12 protein-coding genes are annotated in these 14,896 nt (G+C 59.7%); 2 read left to right on the top strand and 10 right to left on the bottom strand.

What is annotated here, in order from left to right; all coding sequences use genetic code 11:
- Positions 1 to 57: 57 nt before the first annotated feature.
- A complete protein-coding gene (locus tag BN1936_RS02550) occupies positions 58 to 1,896 on the bottom strand; it encodes an AMP-dependent synthetase/ligase (protein WP_022444566.1) in 1,839 nt (612 codons plus the stop codon).
- Positions 1,897 to 1,989: 93 nt separating this feature from the next.
- The gene (locus BN1936_RS02555; protein ID WP_022444565.1) at positions 1,990 to 3,819 is read right to left on the bottom strand and encodes an ATP-binding cassette domain-containing protein; all 1,830 of its coding nucleotides are present in this window, start codon (positions 3,817 to 3,819) and stop codon (positions 1,990 to 1,992) included.
- Between the two features lie 132 nt (positions 3,820 to 3,951).
- Between BN1936_RS02555 and rsmI the strand changes: the two genes are divergently transcribed.
- The gene (rsmI, locus tag BN1936_RS02560; protein ID WP_049686572.1) at positions 3,952 to 4,860 is read left to right on the top strand and encodes a 16S rRNA (cytidine(1402)-2'-O)-methyltransferase; all 909 of its coding nucleotides are present in this window, start codon (positions 3,952 to 3,954) and stop codon (positions 4,858 to 4,860) included.
- Positions 4,861 to 4,924: 64 nt separating this feature from the next.
- Here the strand turns inward: rsmI and BN1936_RS02565 are convergent, their stop codons facing one another.
- From BN1936_RS02565 to BN1936_RS02585, 5 genes are all read right to left on the bottom strand, one after another.
- On the bottom strand, positions 4,925 to 5,380 hold the full coding sequence (locus tag BN1936_RS02565) for a CBS domain-containing protein (protein ID WP_049686573.1): 456 nt from the start codon (positions 5,378 to 5,380) through the stop codon (positions 4,925 to 4,927).
- 97 nt (positions 5,381 to 5,477) lie between these two features.
- Positions 5,478 to 6,425 (bottom strand): tRNA 2-thiocytidine(32) synthetase TtcA, encoded by a 948-nt coding sequence (gene ttcA, locus BN1936_RS02570; RefSeq protein ID WP_022444562.1) that lies wholly within the window; start codon positions 6,423 to 6,425, stop codon positions 5,478 to 5,480.
- Positions 6,418 to 6,789, bottom strand: a complete 372-nt coding sequence (locus BN1936_RS02575; RefSeq protein WP_022444561.1) for a dihydroneopterin aldolase — start codon at positions 6,787 to 6,789, stop codon at positions 6,418 to 6,420. Before BN1936_RS02575 ends, ttcA begins: the two co-directional genes overlap by 8 nt.
- Positions 6,786 to 7,904 carry a CCA tRNA nucleotidyltransferase gene (locus BN1936_RS02580; protein WP_049686574.1) on the bottom strand — a complete coding sequence of 373 codons (1,119 nt, stop codon included), beginning with the start codon at positions 7,902 to 7,904 and terminating at the stop codon, positions 6,786 to 6,788. Before BN1936_RS02580 ends, BN1936_RS02575 begins: the two co-directional genes overlap by 4 nt.
- 17 nt (positions 7,905 to 7,921) lie before the next feature.
- Entirely contained in the window at positions 7,922 to 9,952 is a 2,031-nt protein-coding gene (locus BN1936_RS02585) for a lytic transglycosylase domain-containing protein (protein WP_187367744.1), read from the bottom strand.
- Between the two features lie 131 nt (positions 9,953 to 10,083).
- Here BN1936_RS02585 and BN1936_RS02590 point away from each other — a divergent pair, with 131 nt between their 5' ends.
- On the top strand, positions 10,084 to 10,647 hold the full coding sequence (locus tag BN1936_RS02590) for a 5-formyltetrahydrofolate cyclo-ligase (protein WP_022444558.1): 564 nt from the start codon (positions 10,084 to 10,086) through the stop codon (positions 10,645 to 10,647).
- Positions 10,648 to 10,650: 3 nt separating this feature from the next.
- Here the strand turns inward: BN1936_RS02590 and ahcY are convergent, their stop codons facing one another.
- From ahcY to metK, 3 genes are all read right to left on the bottom strand, one after another.
- Positions 10,651 to 12,054, bottom strand: a complete 1,404-nt coding sequence (gene ahcY, locus BN1936_RS02595) for an adenosylhomocysteinase (protein ID WP_049686576.1) — start codon at positions 12,052 to 12,054, stop codon at positions 10,651 to 10,653.
- Positions 12,055 to 12,130: 76 nt separating this feature from the next.
- Positions 12,131 to 13,441, bottom strand: a complete 1,311-nt coding sequence (locus BN1936_RS02600) for a tryptophan--tRNA ligase (RefSeq protein WP_022444556.1) — start codon at positions 13,439 to 13,441, stop codon at positions 12,131 to 12,133.
- 111 nt (positions 13,442 to 13,552) lie between these two features.
- On the bottom strand, positions 13,553 to 14,734 hold the full coding sequence (gene metK / locus BN1936_RS02605) for a methionine adenosyltransferase (protein ID WP_049686577.1): 1,182 nt from the start codon (positions 14,732 to 14,734) through the stop codon (positions 13,553 to 13,555).
- Between the last annotated feature and the right edge of the window lie 162 nt (positions 14,735 to 14,896).

The following is a 14,896-nucleotide window of genomic DNA, read 5'->3' on the forward strand; positions in this document are numbered from 1 at the left end:
GGGGAGAGGAAGGCCTTTTTAAGGATTATGGATTTTAACGGAGTGAGGGACCGGGAACTAGGCTTTGTACATCTGCTGGATCTCGTCGGCGAATTTGTTACGGAGCGGACCGCGCTTCAGCTTGAGCGTCGGTGTGAGGAGTCCGTTTTCGATCGTCCAGGGTTCGGTGACGAGCGTCACGGCACGGGGCAGCGCGTAGCGCGGGAAGTCTTTTGTGGCTTCCTTCGCGCGCTTGATCACAGCCTGACGGGCAGCCGGAGCGCTGAGACTCTCAGGCGACTCAGGGTCAAGTGAGAGGGAGGCTGCGAGCTTCTTCCACTCCGTAGGATTCAGCACCGTGATGAAGGAGATGTAGGGCTTATTCTCGCCAAGCACAAAGGTCTGGGCGAAAAGCGGATCCGTTTCGAGAGCGGATTCAATATCCGAGGGCGGAACTTTTTCGCCGGTCGACGTGACGATAATTTCCTTGATGCGGCCCCGGATCGAGAGATGGCCGTCTTCGGAAAGCGAACCGACGTCACCCGTATGCAGCCAGCCGTCCTCGGTGAAGGCTTCAGCCGTCGCCTTGGGGCGTTTCCAGTAGCCCTTCATGACGCTCGGTCCGCGGACCTGGATCTCGTTATCCTCGCCGAGCCGCACTTCAACGTGCGTGAACGGGAGGCCGACAGTCTGAGGCTGGTTGTCATCGAGACGGTTGCCGGCGATGACAGGCGACGTCTCAGTCATGCCGTAGCCCTGGATCACCGGCATCCCAAGACCGCAGAAAACCTTCGCGACTTTCGGGTTGATGGCAGCGCCGCCTGAAATGGCCGCGCGGAGCCTGCCGCCGAACTGATCCATCAGAGTCTGGGAGACCTTCTTTTCGAAGAGGGGGCCGGCGATCATGTTGCCGAACGAGCGGTTCGATTTGTCGACCGGAAGCTTGTTCCTCTTGCAGAAGCGGCGCCATCCGGCGTCGACCGCCCAGGAGAAGATCTTCTTCGCGGCACCGCCCTTCTTTTCGAGCGCGTCGTTCAGCTTCGCGTAGACACGCTCATAAATCCGGGGGACCGAAATGATGACGGTCGGGCGCACGGTTTTGAAGTCTTCGGCGAGGAGCATGATCGAGCGGTTGTAAACCACGGTGCAGCCCATGCCGAGGGCGAGGTAGTAGCCTAGTGTCCGTTCGAACGTGTGGGAGAGCGGCAGGAACGATAGGAAAATATCGCCGCCGATCGGCGTGAGGCAGTCTGGTGTGTCGCAGACGTTTGTGAGGAAGTTCCGGTGCGTAAGCATCACGCCCTTTGGCTTCCCCGTGGTGCCGGACGTATAGACGATGGCGCCGAGATCATCCGGTTCGGGCTTTTCCGTGAGGTCAGCCTCCGTGAGAGGCTCCCCCAACTTCAGCCAGTCGGAAAGCGTGTGAAGCTCAATTTCGCCTTCAGGCGCAGGCACCGAGGTTTCCTCGGTGAGGACGACGTGGCGCAGATCCGGAAGGATGACGCCGGTGTCCGCGATCGCCTGCCAGCGCGAAAGCTTGTTGGTCACAAGGACGCTTGCCTGAGAGTCAATCAGGATGAAAGCTGAGGCGCCTGCTGTATCGATCGCGTGCATCGGAACCGGCACCAGCGCGTTCGCGAGAGCGCCCTGGTCCGCGCAGACGGCATCGATTCCGTTTGGAAGCAGGATGCCTACGCGGGAGCCGCGTTCCAGCTTCAGGGCCGCATAGGCTTTGTGCCACTCGAGAATTCTTGCCTGCAGTTCGCCGAACGTCGTGCTGACCCATTCGCCTTTGGAGCGGTCATACTGACGGAGCGCTTCATCATCCGGGGCAGTCTTCGCCCGGTTGGCAATCAGGTCAGGAAGGGTTTTTGCCTTGCGCAGCAGGGCGATGCGATCAGCAGTGGTTTCGCTCACTTTCTTTTGCCTTTTACTCTGTAGCGTTCTGATATTGAGTTCTGAACCCGCATTCCGCGGTCACAATTAGTTTAGACCACAGAACAGCTCTCATTAATGCTTATTTTCGGCGATTTCACGCTTACTCTCGAGTTCCTGCCACCGTTCGTAGCGTTCTTCGAGAATCTGCGGGATCGCTTCAAGCCGGTCGCGGTCGGCTTTGATTTCAGCTCCGGGAAGCTCGTGGTAAGAGGGACCTGCCATTTTTTCGAGCAGCTCCTGCTGCTCGGTCTCAAGCGCGTCGATTTCCTTCGGCAGCGACTCGAGCTCACGCTCTTCCTTATAGGAGAGCTTTACGCTCTTCGCGCGGGCAGGCTTCGGCTGAGCAGGCTTTTCAGCCTTCGGCACCGCGGCCGGAGCGGCCTGCGGACGACGGTACTTCACCCAGTCAGAATATCCGCCGACATACTCATGCCACTCACCGTTTCCTTCTGCCGCGAGCACCTGCGTCACGGTGTTATCGAGGAAGCGGCGGTCATGCGACACAAGGATCAGAGTGCCGGAATAATCTTCCAGAACCTGCTCGAGGAGTTCAAGCGAGTCGATATCGAGGTCGTTCGTCGGTTCGTCAAGCACGAGGAGGTTGGCGGGCAGTGCGAAGAGCCGCGCAAGCAGCAGCCGGTTTCGTTCGCCGCCTGAAAGCGCTTCGACCGGAGAGTCAGCCCTCTGGGGCGAGAAGAGGAAATCATTCAGATAGCTCTTGATATGCTTCTTCACGCCTCCGATTTCCACCCACTCGCTGCCCGGGGCGATGGTATCCGCTACGGTCTTTTTGAGGTCAAGCTGGGCGCGGAGCTGATCGAAATACGCGATATGGAGATTCGTGCCGAGGCGGACCGAGCCCTCATCAGGCTGGAGTTCTCCGAGGAGCACCTTGATGAGTGTGCTCTTTCCCGCCCCGTTCGGTCCGATCAGGCCGAGGCGGTCACCGCGCATCAGCGTGAAGTTCAGGTTCCGGATCACGGTCTTTTCGCCGAAAGATTTTGAGACATTCTTCAGTTCGGCAACGAGCTTTCCGCTCTTTTCTCCCGCGTCGATTGACATGTTCACCTGCCCCATGCGGTCTCGGCGCGCCTCACGCTCCCGGCGCAGCCGTTCCAGACGGCGCACGCGGCCCTCGTTTCTTGTACGGCGGGCCTCGATGCCCTTACGGATCCAGACCTCTTCTTGGGCCCAGAATTTGTCGAACTTGCGGCGCGCGGTTTCTTCGATCGCGAGTTCGTAATTCTTGTGGTGCTCGTAGTCGGCGAAGTTGCCTGGGTAGGATCGGAGAATGCCGCGGTCGAGCTCCACGATTCGGGTGGAAACCGCGTCGAGGAACTCTCGGTCGTGCGTGATCACTACGAGCGCCCGGGTGTTCTTGAACGTTTCCCGGATCAGATCTTCGAGGAGCGCGATCGTGGTGATGTCGAGGTGGTTCGTCGGCTCATCAAGCAGCAGCAGGTCCGGTTCCTGAGCGAGCACGAGCGCGATGGCGGCCTTCTTCCGTTCACCGCCGGAAGCGGTTTCGGGATCCGCGTCCGCGCGGACATTCAGCCGCTGCAGATAGGCGTCGAGCTTCGCGATTTGTTTCCAGTAGAGTTTGTCGTCCGATGGATCAAAGCCGGACTGCGCGATCAGGCTCTCACGGATCGTGGGAGCCGGCGGGAAGACCGGTTCCTGCTCAAGAAGCACAACCCGCAGACCGTCCTTCACCTGAATCTCTCCGTCATCCAGCGCGGACTTACGGGCGAGAACCTGAAGCATGGAGCTCTTGCCTGTGCCGTTGCGACCGATGAGACCGATACGCTCACCCTCCTGAACCGAAAAATCCGTGTTGTCGAGAAGCGGGTAGTCACCGAAAGCGAGGCTCGCGTTTTTTAACGTAATAAGCGTATTGGCCATAGAAGTAGAGAGAGGTGTCCGGAGGAAAAACAGGTTTTCAATTGTAGGTGCAAATGCCCGTGCAATTTTCGTTCACCTCAGGTTAAAGTGTTAGGCTTCATTCACTAACGGACGGACACAGAAGGAATCGCGATGCAGGAAGCCTTGGAGCAGTGGAAGCAGATGGCATGGGCCCGGGAGTCGGGGATCGGCGAGCAGGAGTTCCCCGCGGGAGCTCTCTACATCGTGGGTCTGCCGATCGGGAACGCGGCCGATATCACGATCCGCGCCCTCTGGACTCTCGCGATCGCGGACTGCGTGGCGGCAGAGGATACCCGTCAGACGCAGAAGATTCTGTCCCGCTACGGCATCACGACGCACGAAATCTCGGTGCGCGAATTTAACGAAGTGACCGGTGCCCAGACGATCATTGACCGGCTGAAGAACGGCGAACGCGTGGCGCTCGTGACGGATGCTGGAACACCGGCGGTGTCAGACCCCGGCGCTCTGGTCGTGAAGATTGTGCTGGATGCCGGATTCCGGGTGATTCCGGTGCCGGGGGCGAGTGCCGTGATCACGGCGCTCTCCGCTTCGGGTCTCACCGCAAAAACGTTTACTTTTGTCGGTTTTGTCCCGCCGCAGGCCAAGGCCCGTCGTGAGACGCTCTCCCGCTATGCGTCCCGCGGCGATGCTTTCGTCCTTTATGAAGCGCCGCACCGCATTCAGGCGCTCCTCCGGGATCTTGGAGCGGCTCTTGAGTCAGGACGCCGCGTGGTTGTGGCCCGCGAAATCACGAAACGGTTTGAATCCTTTACGCCGCTTGCCGCGGGTGACCTCGCGGCCTGGGCAGACGCGCATGAGCCCCGGGGAGAATACGCGATTCTGATCGACGAGGCGGAAAAGAAGGAGTCCGAGATGGGGGAAGAGGTGCTCGCCTGGGTGCGGGAAATTGCGAAAGAGCTGCCGGCGTCCAAAACCGCGGCGCTCGTCTCACGGGTGACCGGACTGCCTCGCGATACGGTCTATCAGAGTGTTCTCCGAAGTCAGGGCAAGGCTGAATAAAAGCGAAAAGGGAGGTCTCGGATGAGATCTCCCTTTTTTCTGAGCGGGGGAATCCTGCTCTGACTCAGGGGCGAAGCGCAGCCTCACGGGTCTTCGAGGACTTGATATTGCGCACGAGGCTGTCCAGCATGGTGGAGAGTTCTTCCAGCATGTTGGAATTCGTGACGACTCCGACCAGAAGACCATTCTCGTCCACGACCGGGAGACGGCGGATGCCGAACTCACGCATGCGGGCAAGCGCGTCCACGATGTTCTCCTCACCCTGGGCGACAACCGCAGGACTCGTCATCACATCACCCACCTTGGTGGCAGCGATATCGCGGCCGGTGGCAAGGACTTCGATCGTAAGATCGCGGTCCGTAATCATGCCGATCGGCTTATTGCCGCCGTCCACTACGACCAGGCTTCCCACGTGGCGGGTGCGCATCGCAAGGGCGCAGTCAGTCACTGAGGTAGTGGCGGAAATACATTCGACGTGACGGACCGCGAGGTCGATCACCTTCATAGAACGTGCACGCATAGCAGTCAATAAGCTCTGTAAAAAAGAAATGAAATAGACTCACCCGGAATCCCCTGGCGGGGTCCGGGCGGGACCGTCTTTCTATTCTAAACGGGAATCAGTTTTTGCTCTGACGCCGTGGTTTCAGGGGCTTTGGGGGCTGCGTGAGCGCGTGAAACTCGTGGAAATCCCACAGCGACCGGTCGAGCAGGTGGGACGGCACCACGTGCGTCATGCTCTTGAAGATGTTGTACATCCGGTTCTTGTCGATCTTCTCCCACTGCGCGAGGAGTTCCTTCATCTCGTGGCGGCAGCGGTTCTCGGCAAAGCCGCAGAGATTCTTCGGGACAATGGGGTAGCCCTGAATCTGAGCCCACTTGCGGGTGTCGGACTCATGCACATAGGCAAGCGGCCGGATGATCACGTGCTGACCGTCGTCACTTCGGAGAACAGGCGGCATGCCTTTCATTTGGCCGCCGTAGAACATGTTGAGCATCAGCGTGCTCACGATGTCATCCATCTGGTGACCGAGCGCGATTTTCGTGAGGCCGAGCTTATCCGCCGTGGTGTAGAGAATGCCACGGCGAAGGCGCGAGCAGAGGGAGCAGATATGCTGACCGGACGGGATGATGCGCTTGATCGTCGCGTAGGCGTTCTGACGTTCCACGTGGAACGGAACGCCTATGCTCTTGAAATAATTCGGAAGAAGGTCGTGCGGGAAGTCAGGAAGCTCCATGTCGATATTCACGGCCATGACTTCAAAATGGATGGGGGCCCGCTTCTGGAGCTTGAGAAGTGTCTCAAGGAGAACATAGCTGTCCTTGCCGCCGGAAACCGCGACGCCGATCCGGTCGCCTTCCTCAATCATGTTGAAGTCAGCGATTGCCTGTCCCGTTAGACGCATGATCCGCTTCTCTAGCTTCTTTGCGGCGACTGACTTCTTGACCTTTTCCTTTTCCCCGGCAGGCTGCTGCGCGGTTTCTTCCGCAGCCGGAGCCGAAACCTGGTTCAGCGATTCGGCCGGTGTGATCGGGATGGTGGTTCCAATAACTGATTCATTACTCATTTAGGAAAAACTCCTCAACACCGGAGGCGTCCGCTCCTGTCACAGCATGCAGCTTCCGGCAGTCAACCCGTCCCGCCCGGACTCCGGGCAGAACCCGGATTTCACGGATCATCTCCTCCACCACGGTTTCAACGAGGAAGTGGTGGCTGCGGACAATCCGCCGGGCGATCTCCGCAAGCGTTGCGTAGCTCACGGTGTTCTCAATATCTTCTCCGAGCGGTTTTTTGTCCACCCAGACGCTCGCGGAAATCAGGATTTCCTGAGCGGCGGCAATTTCATGCGGATAAATACCGAGCCGCGCGAGAAGCCTGAGGTCCTCGATATAGATCCGCCGGCAGGAGAGCTGCAGTTCTTCAAGTGTCATGATGCGTTGTCCTCATCGGTGTGAGGCAGAGCGAGAGTATCCGCGACCGCCTTCACCCGGGCAGACCGGATAGCGGCGGGAATTTCGGAGGGAGATGAGGCTGCGGCCGCAATGTCGCGGGTCGCCACAGCGCGCGCGGCGTCAGCGGCTCTCAGCCAGGGGGCAGGCCGGATGCCGGACGCGATCTGCTGCACCTGAAGGAACTCCCTGAACCGCGGATAGCGGCGGAAGGCGTCCGCCTTTTCAAAAAGACGGACAGCAGACTCTGCCTCTACCTTTTCCTGCAGCATCGCCCCGCACCGTTCACCGAGTTCCACGAGTCCGATCGCGTCAGATCCTGCCCGGAGCGCCTTCGCGGCCGCGCTTCCGCGGTCTCCGGATTCCGAGAAGAGGAGCGCGAGGCGGACCGCGGCCGGGGCATTGGTGCCGGAAGCCGCATCGAGTTTCCGGAGCAGTGCTTCACTGCAGGGGACATCAGGCGCGATCCTCGCCCAGGCACCGCACTCAAGCAGGATTCTCATCATGCGGGACGGAGCTTTTTCCATCAGTCCCCGGGACAGTTCCTTCATCACACGCTCAGGCACGAGGGCGTCAGCCTCACCCGCCTTCACCATGTCGGTGATGAGCTGCCAGGTGCCGGGATCCACCGAAAATTCAGGAAGCCGGGCGGAAAACCGGGCGATTCTCAGGATTCTTACCGGATCCTCGCGGAAAGCCGGGCTCACATGGCGGAAGACTCTTCTCCGGATATCATCCTCTCCGCCCCAGGGGTCAAAGAGTGTGCCGTCCTCAGACATCGCGATCGCGTTGATCGTGAGGTCGCGCCGCATCAGATCCTCTTCGAGCGTGACATCCGGCGACGCGCTGAACGTGAACCCGTGGTAGCCGGGAGCGGTTTTCCGCTCTGTACGGGCGAGCGCGTATTCCTCATGTGTTTTCGGATGGAGGAAAACCGGAAAGTCAGCGCCGACCGGAATGAAGCCCTTCGACCCCATGCATTCGGGGGTTGCGCCGACCACGACGTAGTCCTTGTCGGAAGGCGTGGCCGGGATCCCGTGGCGGGAAAGAAGCAGGTCACGGACATAGCCGCCGACCAGGTACGTTTGGATTGCCATGCTGCGTTTATTCAGTATCAGTTGTCAGGAGAGGGCGGCGTGATTGTGCCGAGAAGCTCCGTGAGCCGCACGGGTTTGCCGAGAATACGCGCGTATTCCGCTGTGTTGTTCAGCACATTCTTCACGTAGGTCCGGGTCTCGCTGAACGGAATAAGCTCAGCGAAAATCGCGCCGTCCTGGCTTGCGGACAGATTCCGGCGCCAGGTGATGGAGCGGCCGGGACCGGCGTTGTAGCCCGCTGTGGCGAGAGTCTTCTGCCCATCAAACCGGTCGTCGAGGTACTTGAGGTAGTAAGCCCCGAGCTTCATGTTGGTGAGCGGATCCGAGAGATCGGGATTCCCGTCACCGACACCGTAGCGCTTGGCGGTCCACCGGGCAGTGGCCGGCATCAGCTGCATGAGACCCCGGGCACCGGCGCCTGACGACACCGTCACCATGAAGCGGGATTCCTGCCGCGTAATGCCGTAGATCCAGGCCTCGGGCACATTGGTTTCCTGGGCAATCGCGGCGACGCTCTTCTGAGACGGAATCGGGAAGGAGAGGTCGCTCTGGAAAAGACTGTCGGGGAGTTTCCCCGCGGTGCTGATCATGCGGTCAGCGAGTCCGATCCGGCGGGCATATTCAGCAGCCGCGATGAGCTGAGGCTTCTTCGCGTCGCGGAGCGCCCAGTTCCATTCTCGGCTTGCCATGGAGTAAAGACCGAGACGGCGGAGAAGCACCGCCCGGATGATGCTCGGATTCTGCATCCACTGCCGGACATCAGACTCCGCGACCGAGGGTCGCGCGCCGTCACCTGGATACGGAACGTTAAGCGCGTCGCAGGCAAGCTTGCCGTAGAACGTGTGATGACCGGTGATGGAGGAAAGGATTTTTTCACCCTCACCTCTGTCGCCCTGAGCGATTCTGGCGCGGCCGAGCCAATAGGCGGATTCGTCTGCCCCCAGTTTTTCCGGGGTCATCGAGCCGATGGCCCGCTCCACTTCCTTCCAGTTGCCGGCGGCGAGCGCTGCCTTCACGCGCCACCCGGCGACTTCGTCCGGCTGCGAAACGCGGCTGTCCATCAGGCCTTCCCCCGCATTCGTAAAGTATTGGCTTGAGTCGGAAATCGTGTTGATGATCGCTGAGCGGTAACCGAGGAAGTTCCAGAGGAGGTTACGGTCTTCCTTCGGGATCTGGCTGTCGAGCGACGAGATCATGGCCGCAGCGTCCTCAGGATGGCTGTAGCCCACAACGAGGCAGGCCGCCGTGATCAGACGGGGGGTTGCCTGAGCGTCAGGCGTGGTGACCCATTTCTCAGGGGATGAAAAGACCTGGGGAAGCGAGAGCGGCGCGTTCGGCATATAGGCCTGCAACAGGCGCTGGGCGTCCGAATTGAACCGATGCTCAATCAGGTAGGATGAGATTTCCCAGATTTTCCCCGGGTCGCGCCCGAGAATGGACTCGGCGAGCGACATGAAGGCCGGAGCGTGAGGATTCTTGGCTTCCCGAAGGAGGCTCACGCCGTACTCCGTGTTTCCCTTACCGGCAAGAAGCTGGAAGGACTCGTGCCAGGCGGCGAGGTCGGGCTCCGTCTTATTCCACTGCAGAGGCGCATAAAGCGCTTCAAAGAACGTCGAATCTCCTTTCGGAGCGGCGATTCTCGCAACATCCGTCCCCAGCCGCTCAGCGATGTATTCCCCCTGGTGGCTCTTCAGAAAATCGAGAACCTGGGCCTGCAGAATAGGATCCGAAGGATCGGACTTTACGGCGTCATACAGATTCCAGGACACGGCGTAGTCAACGAGCGGATAGCCGGCGAGCTGGGCAAAAAGCGCCTGCTGTGACTCGGCGGTGCCGGTATTTGACTGACGCGCGCGCCGGAAAGAGAGAAATGCCTGATCCTGCGCGGACAGTGGGAAATTCTGAAAAAGAAAATCCTCCGCCGGCACAGCGATTGAGGGCGCGGGCCCGATCGGCCGCTGCTGCGGCAGCAGCGACTGGGCACCGGCTCCAAAGGCGGGGAGCGCGAGGGCCAGCAGCAATAATGAGCGGCGGATCTGAGCTTTCATGGGTAACCGTAAAAAGGACTGAGCGGGAGAGAAGGATTTTTTAACCATAGAATAAGTTTAACCATCGGCGCCGGATGAAGACGGCGGCAAACCCCGACAGGCGTCGGAATCTTTAGAGGAGGAGCGTACCAATGGATAAGAAACTGCTGAGAAAAGAGCTGCTCGCAGTGCGTCAGGAGATTGCGGCCACCCGCCCGGAGGCGGCGAAGGAGCTGGCACGGAACATTGTGGGGTGGCTTGAAGCGAATCCGCAGTTTTCCTCAGTAGGTCTCTACTATCCGATCCAGAGTGAGCCGGATCTGATGGAGGCGCTGGGTGCCTGGCAGTCGGAGAAGCCCGGGCGCATGCTCGCTCTTCCGGTTGTGATGAAGGGAAAGATGGGGTACTACCAGTGGACCCCGGGGGTTGAGATGGTGGAAAGCGGTTTCCACATCATGGTCCCGAAAGAGAAGATTCCGGTTGTGCCTCAGGTGCTGCTGGCTCCCTGTATCGGATTTTCCGATATCGGCTGCCGGCTGGGTTACGGAGCGGGCTGGTTTGACCGTACGCTGCCGACGATCAAGCCCGCGCCTGTCACGGTCGCGGTGTCCTATGAGGCCTGTAACGCGACGGGAAGGCTTGTGGCTGAGCCTCATGACATTCTGCTTCAGTGGATCGCAACCGAACGGGATGTCCGTCCGGCCGCGAAGCTCTGAGGATCAGTAGCGGTAGTTTTCACCCTTGAACGGGCCGGCCACCGGAACTCCGATGTAGTCAGCCTGTTCCTGGGTCAGCGTGGAGAGCTGGGCGTTGAAGCGCTTCAGCTGCAGACGCGCCACTTTCTCGTCCAGGATCTTCGGCAGCGTGTAAACGCCGACCGGATAGTGCTCCGTGCGGGTATAGAGCTCGATCTGGGCGAGTGTCTGGTTCGCGAACGAGCTGGACATCACATAGCTCGGGTGACCGGTAGCGCACCCGAGATTCACGAGACGGCCTTCCGCGAGCAGAATGATCCGATTGCCGGAGGGCAGCAGGATTTCATCCACCTGGGGCTTGATGTTGTTCCACTGATACTGGCGCATCGAGGCAACATCGATTTCGGCGTCGAAGTGACCGATATTGCAGACGATCGCTTCGTTCTTCATCCGGACCATCTGGTCATGCGTGATCACGTGGTAGTTGCCCGTGGCGGTGACAAAGATGTCAGCCTTATCGGCAGCCCAGTCCATCGTCACCACCCGATAGCCTTCCATGGCGGCCTGCAGGGCGCAGATCGGGTCAACTTCCACCACCCAGACCTGAGCGGCGAGCGCCCGGAGCGCCTGAGCGCAGCCCTTGCCCACGTCACCGTAGCCGACGACCACAGCGATCTTGCCGGCGATCATAACGTCCGTGGCGCGCTTGATGCCGTCGACCAGCGATTCGCGGCAGCCGTAGGTGTTATCGAATTTGCTCTTCGTGACGGAGTCATTCACATTCATCGCCGGGAAGAGCAGCTTGCCCTCCTTCGCGAGGTGATACAGGCGATGAACGCCGGTCGTCGTTTCCTCGGAAACACCGCGGATATGCTTCGCGCGGGTCGAGTACCAGGCGGGGTCGGCGGCTAGGTGGCGGCGGATCGCGGCGAAGAGAGCCGTTTCCTCGTCGCTCGTCGGCTTATCGAGAACCGAAATATCCTTTTCCGCGCGGCAACCCAGATGCAGCAGCAGCGTCGCGTCGCCGCCGTCATTGAGAATCATGTTGGAGAAGCCGCCGTCCGGCCACTCAAAAATGCGGTGGGTGTATTCCCAGTACTCATCCAGCGTCTCGCCCTTCTTCGCGAAAACAGAAACACCGTCGTCAGCGATTGCGGCGGCCGCGTGATCCTGCGTCGAGAAAATGTTGCAGGAAGCCCAGCGGACTTCGGCACCGAGCGCGAGCAGCGTTTCGATCAGCACGGCGGTCTGAATGGTCATGTGGAGAGAGCCAGAGATACGGGCGCCCTTCAGAGGGGCCTCGTCTTTGTACTCATCACGGATGGCCATCAGGCCGGGCATTTCGGTTTCCGCGATGCGGATCTCATTGCGGCCCCACTCGAGGAGCCCCATGTCGGCGACTTCAAAGTCGTGGCTGTAGGTTTTCATATCAGAATTCCTGTCAGGTAAAGGGAATACGAAATCCCGGAAGGAATCGGATTCCTTCCGGGCGGTATGTGAAGCGTTAAGCGAGGGATGCGAAAGCGTCAGCAAGCTGCTGATCGGTGATGCCGGCGGCGCGCTCTACAAGGGGCAGAGCCGCAAGAGCCGCAGCGCCGTTTTTCTTCAGCTGGCCGATTGCCCGGCCGGCCTCAGCGCCGCTCGCCCAGCCGGTGCTTTCGAGAAGCACGGTGCCCGCGGCGTCTGTGAACTTGAAGCCAAAGGTTCCGTCAGGATTCCGGTACTGCTTGAAGGAAGCGGCAGCGGACTTCTTCTTCGTTTCCTTCACCGGAGCGTTATGCGCGGAACCCTTGAAGTTCGTGAATGGGCGGAGACCGACCGCGTTGCGGAGTTCTTCGAGGAACGGCGCGGAAATCTTCCGGGCTTTTTCAGCGCCGGCAAGAAGAATCTCCTCAAGCTTCTGCGGCTCTTTGATGTACTCCTCGTACTTCGGACGCATCGGTCCGATCTCGGCCTCGATCTGATTGAAGAGCTTCTTCTTCGCCTCACCCCAGCCGAGACCGTCCGTGAGTTCGGCGCGGAACTGCGCGTACTCTTCGTCAGTTGAGAATGCCTTGAAAAGCTGCGTGAGCGAAGTGGAATCCGGATCCTTCGCTTCGCCCGGCTTCTTGTCGTCCGTTACGATGCGGCTGATCATGTCGGAGAGCGCGGAGGAGCCGCCTTCAAAGAGCGGGATCACGTTGTCGTAGCTCTTGCTCATCTTGCGGCCATCGGTGCCGGGGAGAAGCTCCTGCTTCTCATCAATCAGCGCGTAGGGCATGCGGAAGAAGGGATGATCCTTCGGCGCATAGAGATTATTGAACCGGGTGGCGATGTCGCGCGCCATTTCCAGGTGCTGCGCCTGATCCTTGCCGACCGGCACAAGATCCGCGTTGAACATCAGAATGTCGGCGGCCATCAGGATCGGGTAGCAGAAGAGGCCCATCGACACGCGTGCATCCGGATCCTCACCGCTCTCAACGCTCGCTTCGAGCACTGCCTTGTAGGCGTGAGCGCGGTTCATCAGCCCCTTGGAGCAGGAGCAGTCCAGCAGCCAGTTGAGGAGCGGAATCTCCTGAATATCACTCTGGCGATAGAAAGTAACGTGTTCGGGATCGAGGCCTGCGGCAAGCCACGTGGCGGCAATCTGGAGTCTCGAGCGCTGGAGGCGCACGGGATCCTGACACTTGATGAGAGCGTGGAGGTCAGCCAGAAAGTAGAAGCTTTCCACCTCGTCAGACCGGCTCTGCTGAATGGAAGGGCGAAGGGCCCCGACGTAGTTGCCCAGATGCAGGGTACCGGTAGTGTTGATGCCTGTGAGAACGCGTTTTTTCATCTCAAATGATTTTCCGTACAAACCGATAACAGTAAAAAAACAAGGCCGGCCAACGAGTGCCGGCCTTATCTGGTTTAAGGCTTTAAGTTTAGCGGCAAGGAGCCGCTCCGGTTACAGACCGGCCTTGGACCTCAGGATCTCAACCTTGTCGGTCTTTTCCCACGTGAATTCCGGTTCCTCGCGGCCGAAGTGACCGTAGCAGGCCGTCTTGCGGTAGATCGGGCGGCGGAGATCGAGCATGCGGATGATGCCGTTCGGGCGCAGATCGAAGGATTCACCGACGATGCGGGGGATCTCTTCATCAGGAATCGCGCCGGTGCCGAAGGTGTGAACCGTGATGTTCATCGGACGGGCAACGCCGATGGCGTAGGCCACCTGAACCTGGCAGCGGTGAGCGAGGCCGGCAGCGACGATATTCTTCGCCACATAGCGGCAGGCGTACGCGGCGGAACGGTCAACCTTCGTCGGGTCCTTGCCGGAGAACGCGCCGCCGCCGTGCGGGCAGGAGCCGCCGTAGGTGTCGACGATGATCTTGCGGCCGGTGAGGCCAGTGTCGCCCTGAGGGCCGCCGACCACGAAGCGGCCGGTCGGGTTGATCAGGAACTTGGTTTCCGGAGTGATCCACTCAGCCGGAAGCACCGGCTTGATGATGCTTTCAATCACGGCTTCCGTGAACTCAGGCTTCATCTTGTCGCCGTCGCTCATCTCAGGGGAATGCTGCGTGGAAAGCACAACGGTGTCCACAGACTGCGGGCGTCCATCCACATAGCGCACGGTGAGCTGGCTCTTCGCGTCCGGACGGAGGAAGGGCAGCGTGCCGTTCTTGCGGAGAATGGACTGCTGCTGCATCAGGCGGTGTGCGTAGTAGATCGGGGCGGGCATCAGCGTGTCGGTTTCGTCGCACGCGTAACCGAACATCAGACCCTGGTCACCGGCACCGGTTTCGAGCGGATCGTCAGAGGCCTTGTCAACGCCCTGCTTGATGTCAGCCGACTGCTTGTCGTAGCCGACGAGAACGGAACAGCCGCGGTGGTCAATGCCGTATTCGGTATTGTCATAGCCAATCTGACGGAGGGTGTCGCGGGTAACGCCGATGTAATCGACCTGAGCGGAGGTGGTGATTTCGCCAGCGAGCACGACAAGACCCGTAGCGCAGAGGGTTTCTGCAGCGACGCGGCCGTAGGGATCCTGCTCGAGAATGGCATCGAGAACGGCGTCCGAGATCTGGTCCGCCACCTTGTCCGGATGGCCTTCACTCACAGATTCAGACGTAAAAAGATAATTGCTGCCCATCGAATGCTCCCAAATTTGGAATACAGCGCCTTCGCAAAATCAAATCAGAGGGCATGCGACCGACGCTTTAGCGGAAATTGAATAAATATGGGACCTTGTCCCAGTCTTCGCCCCGCAAGTTGTCCTGTTAACTCGGCGAAGACCTGAAATAATATACCTGTT

Source organism: Dakarella massiliensis, assembly GCF_001182045.1.
In the GTDB taxonomy this organism is placed as follows: Bacteria; Pseudomonadota; Gammaproteobacteria; order Burkholderiales; family Burkholderiaceae_F; genus Mesosutterella; species Mesosutterella massiliensis.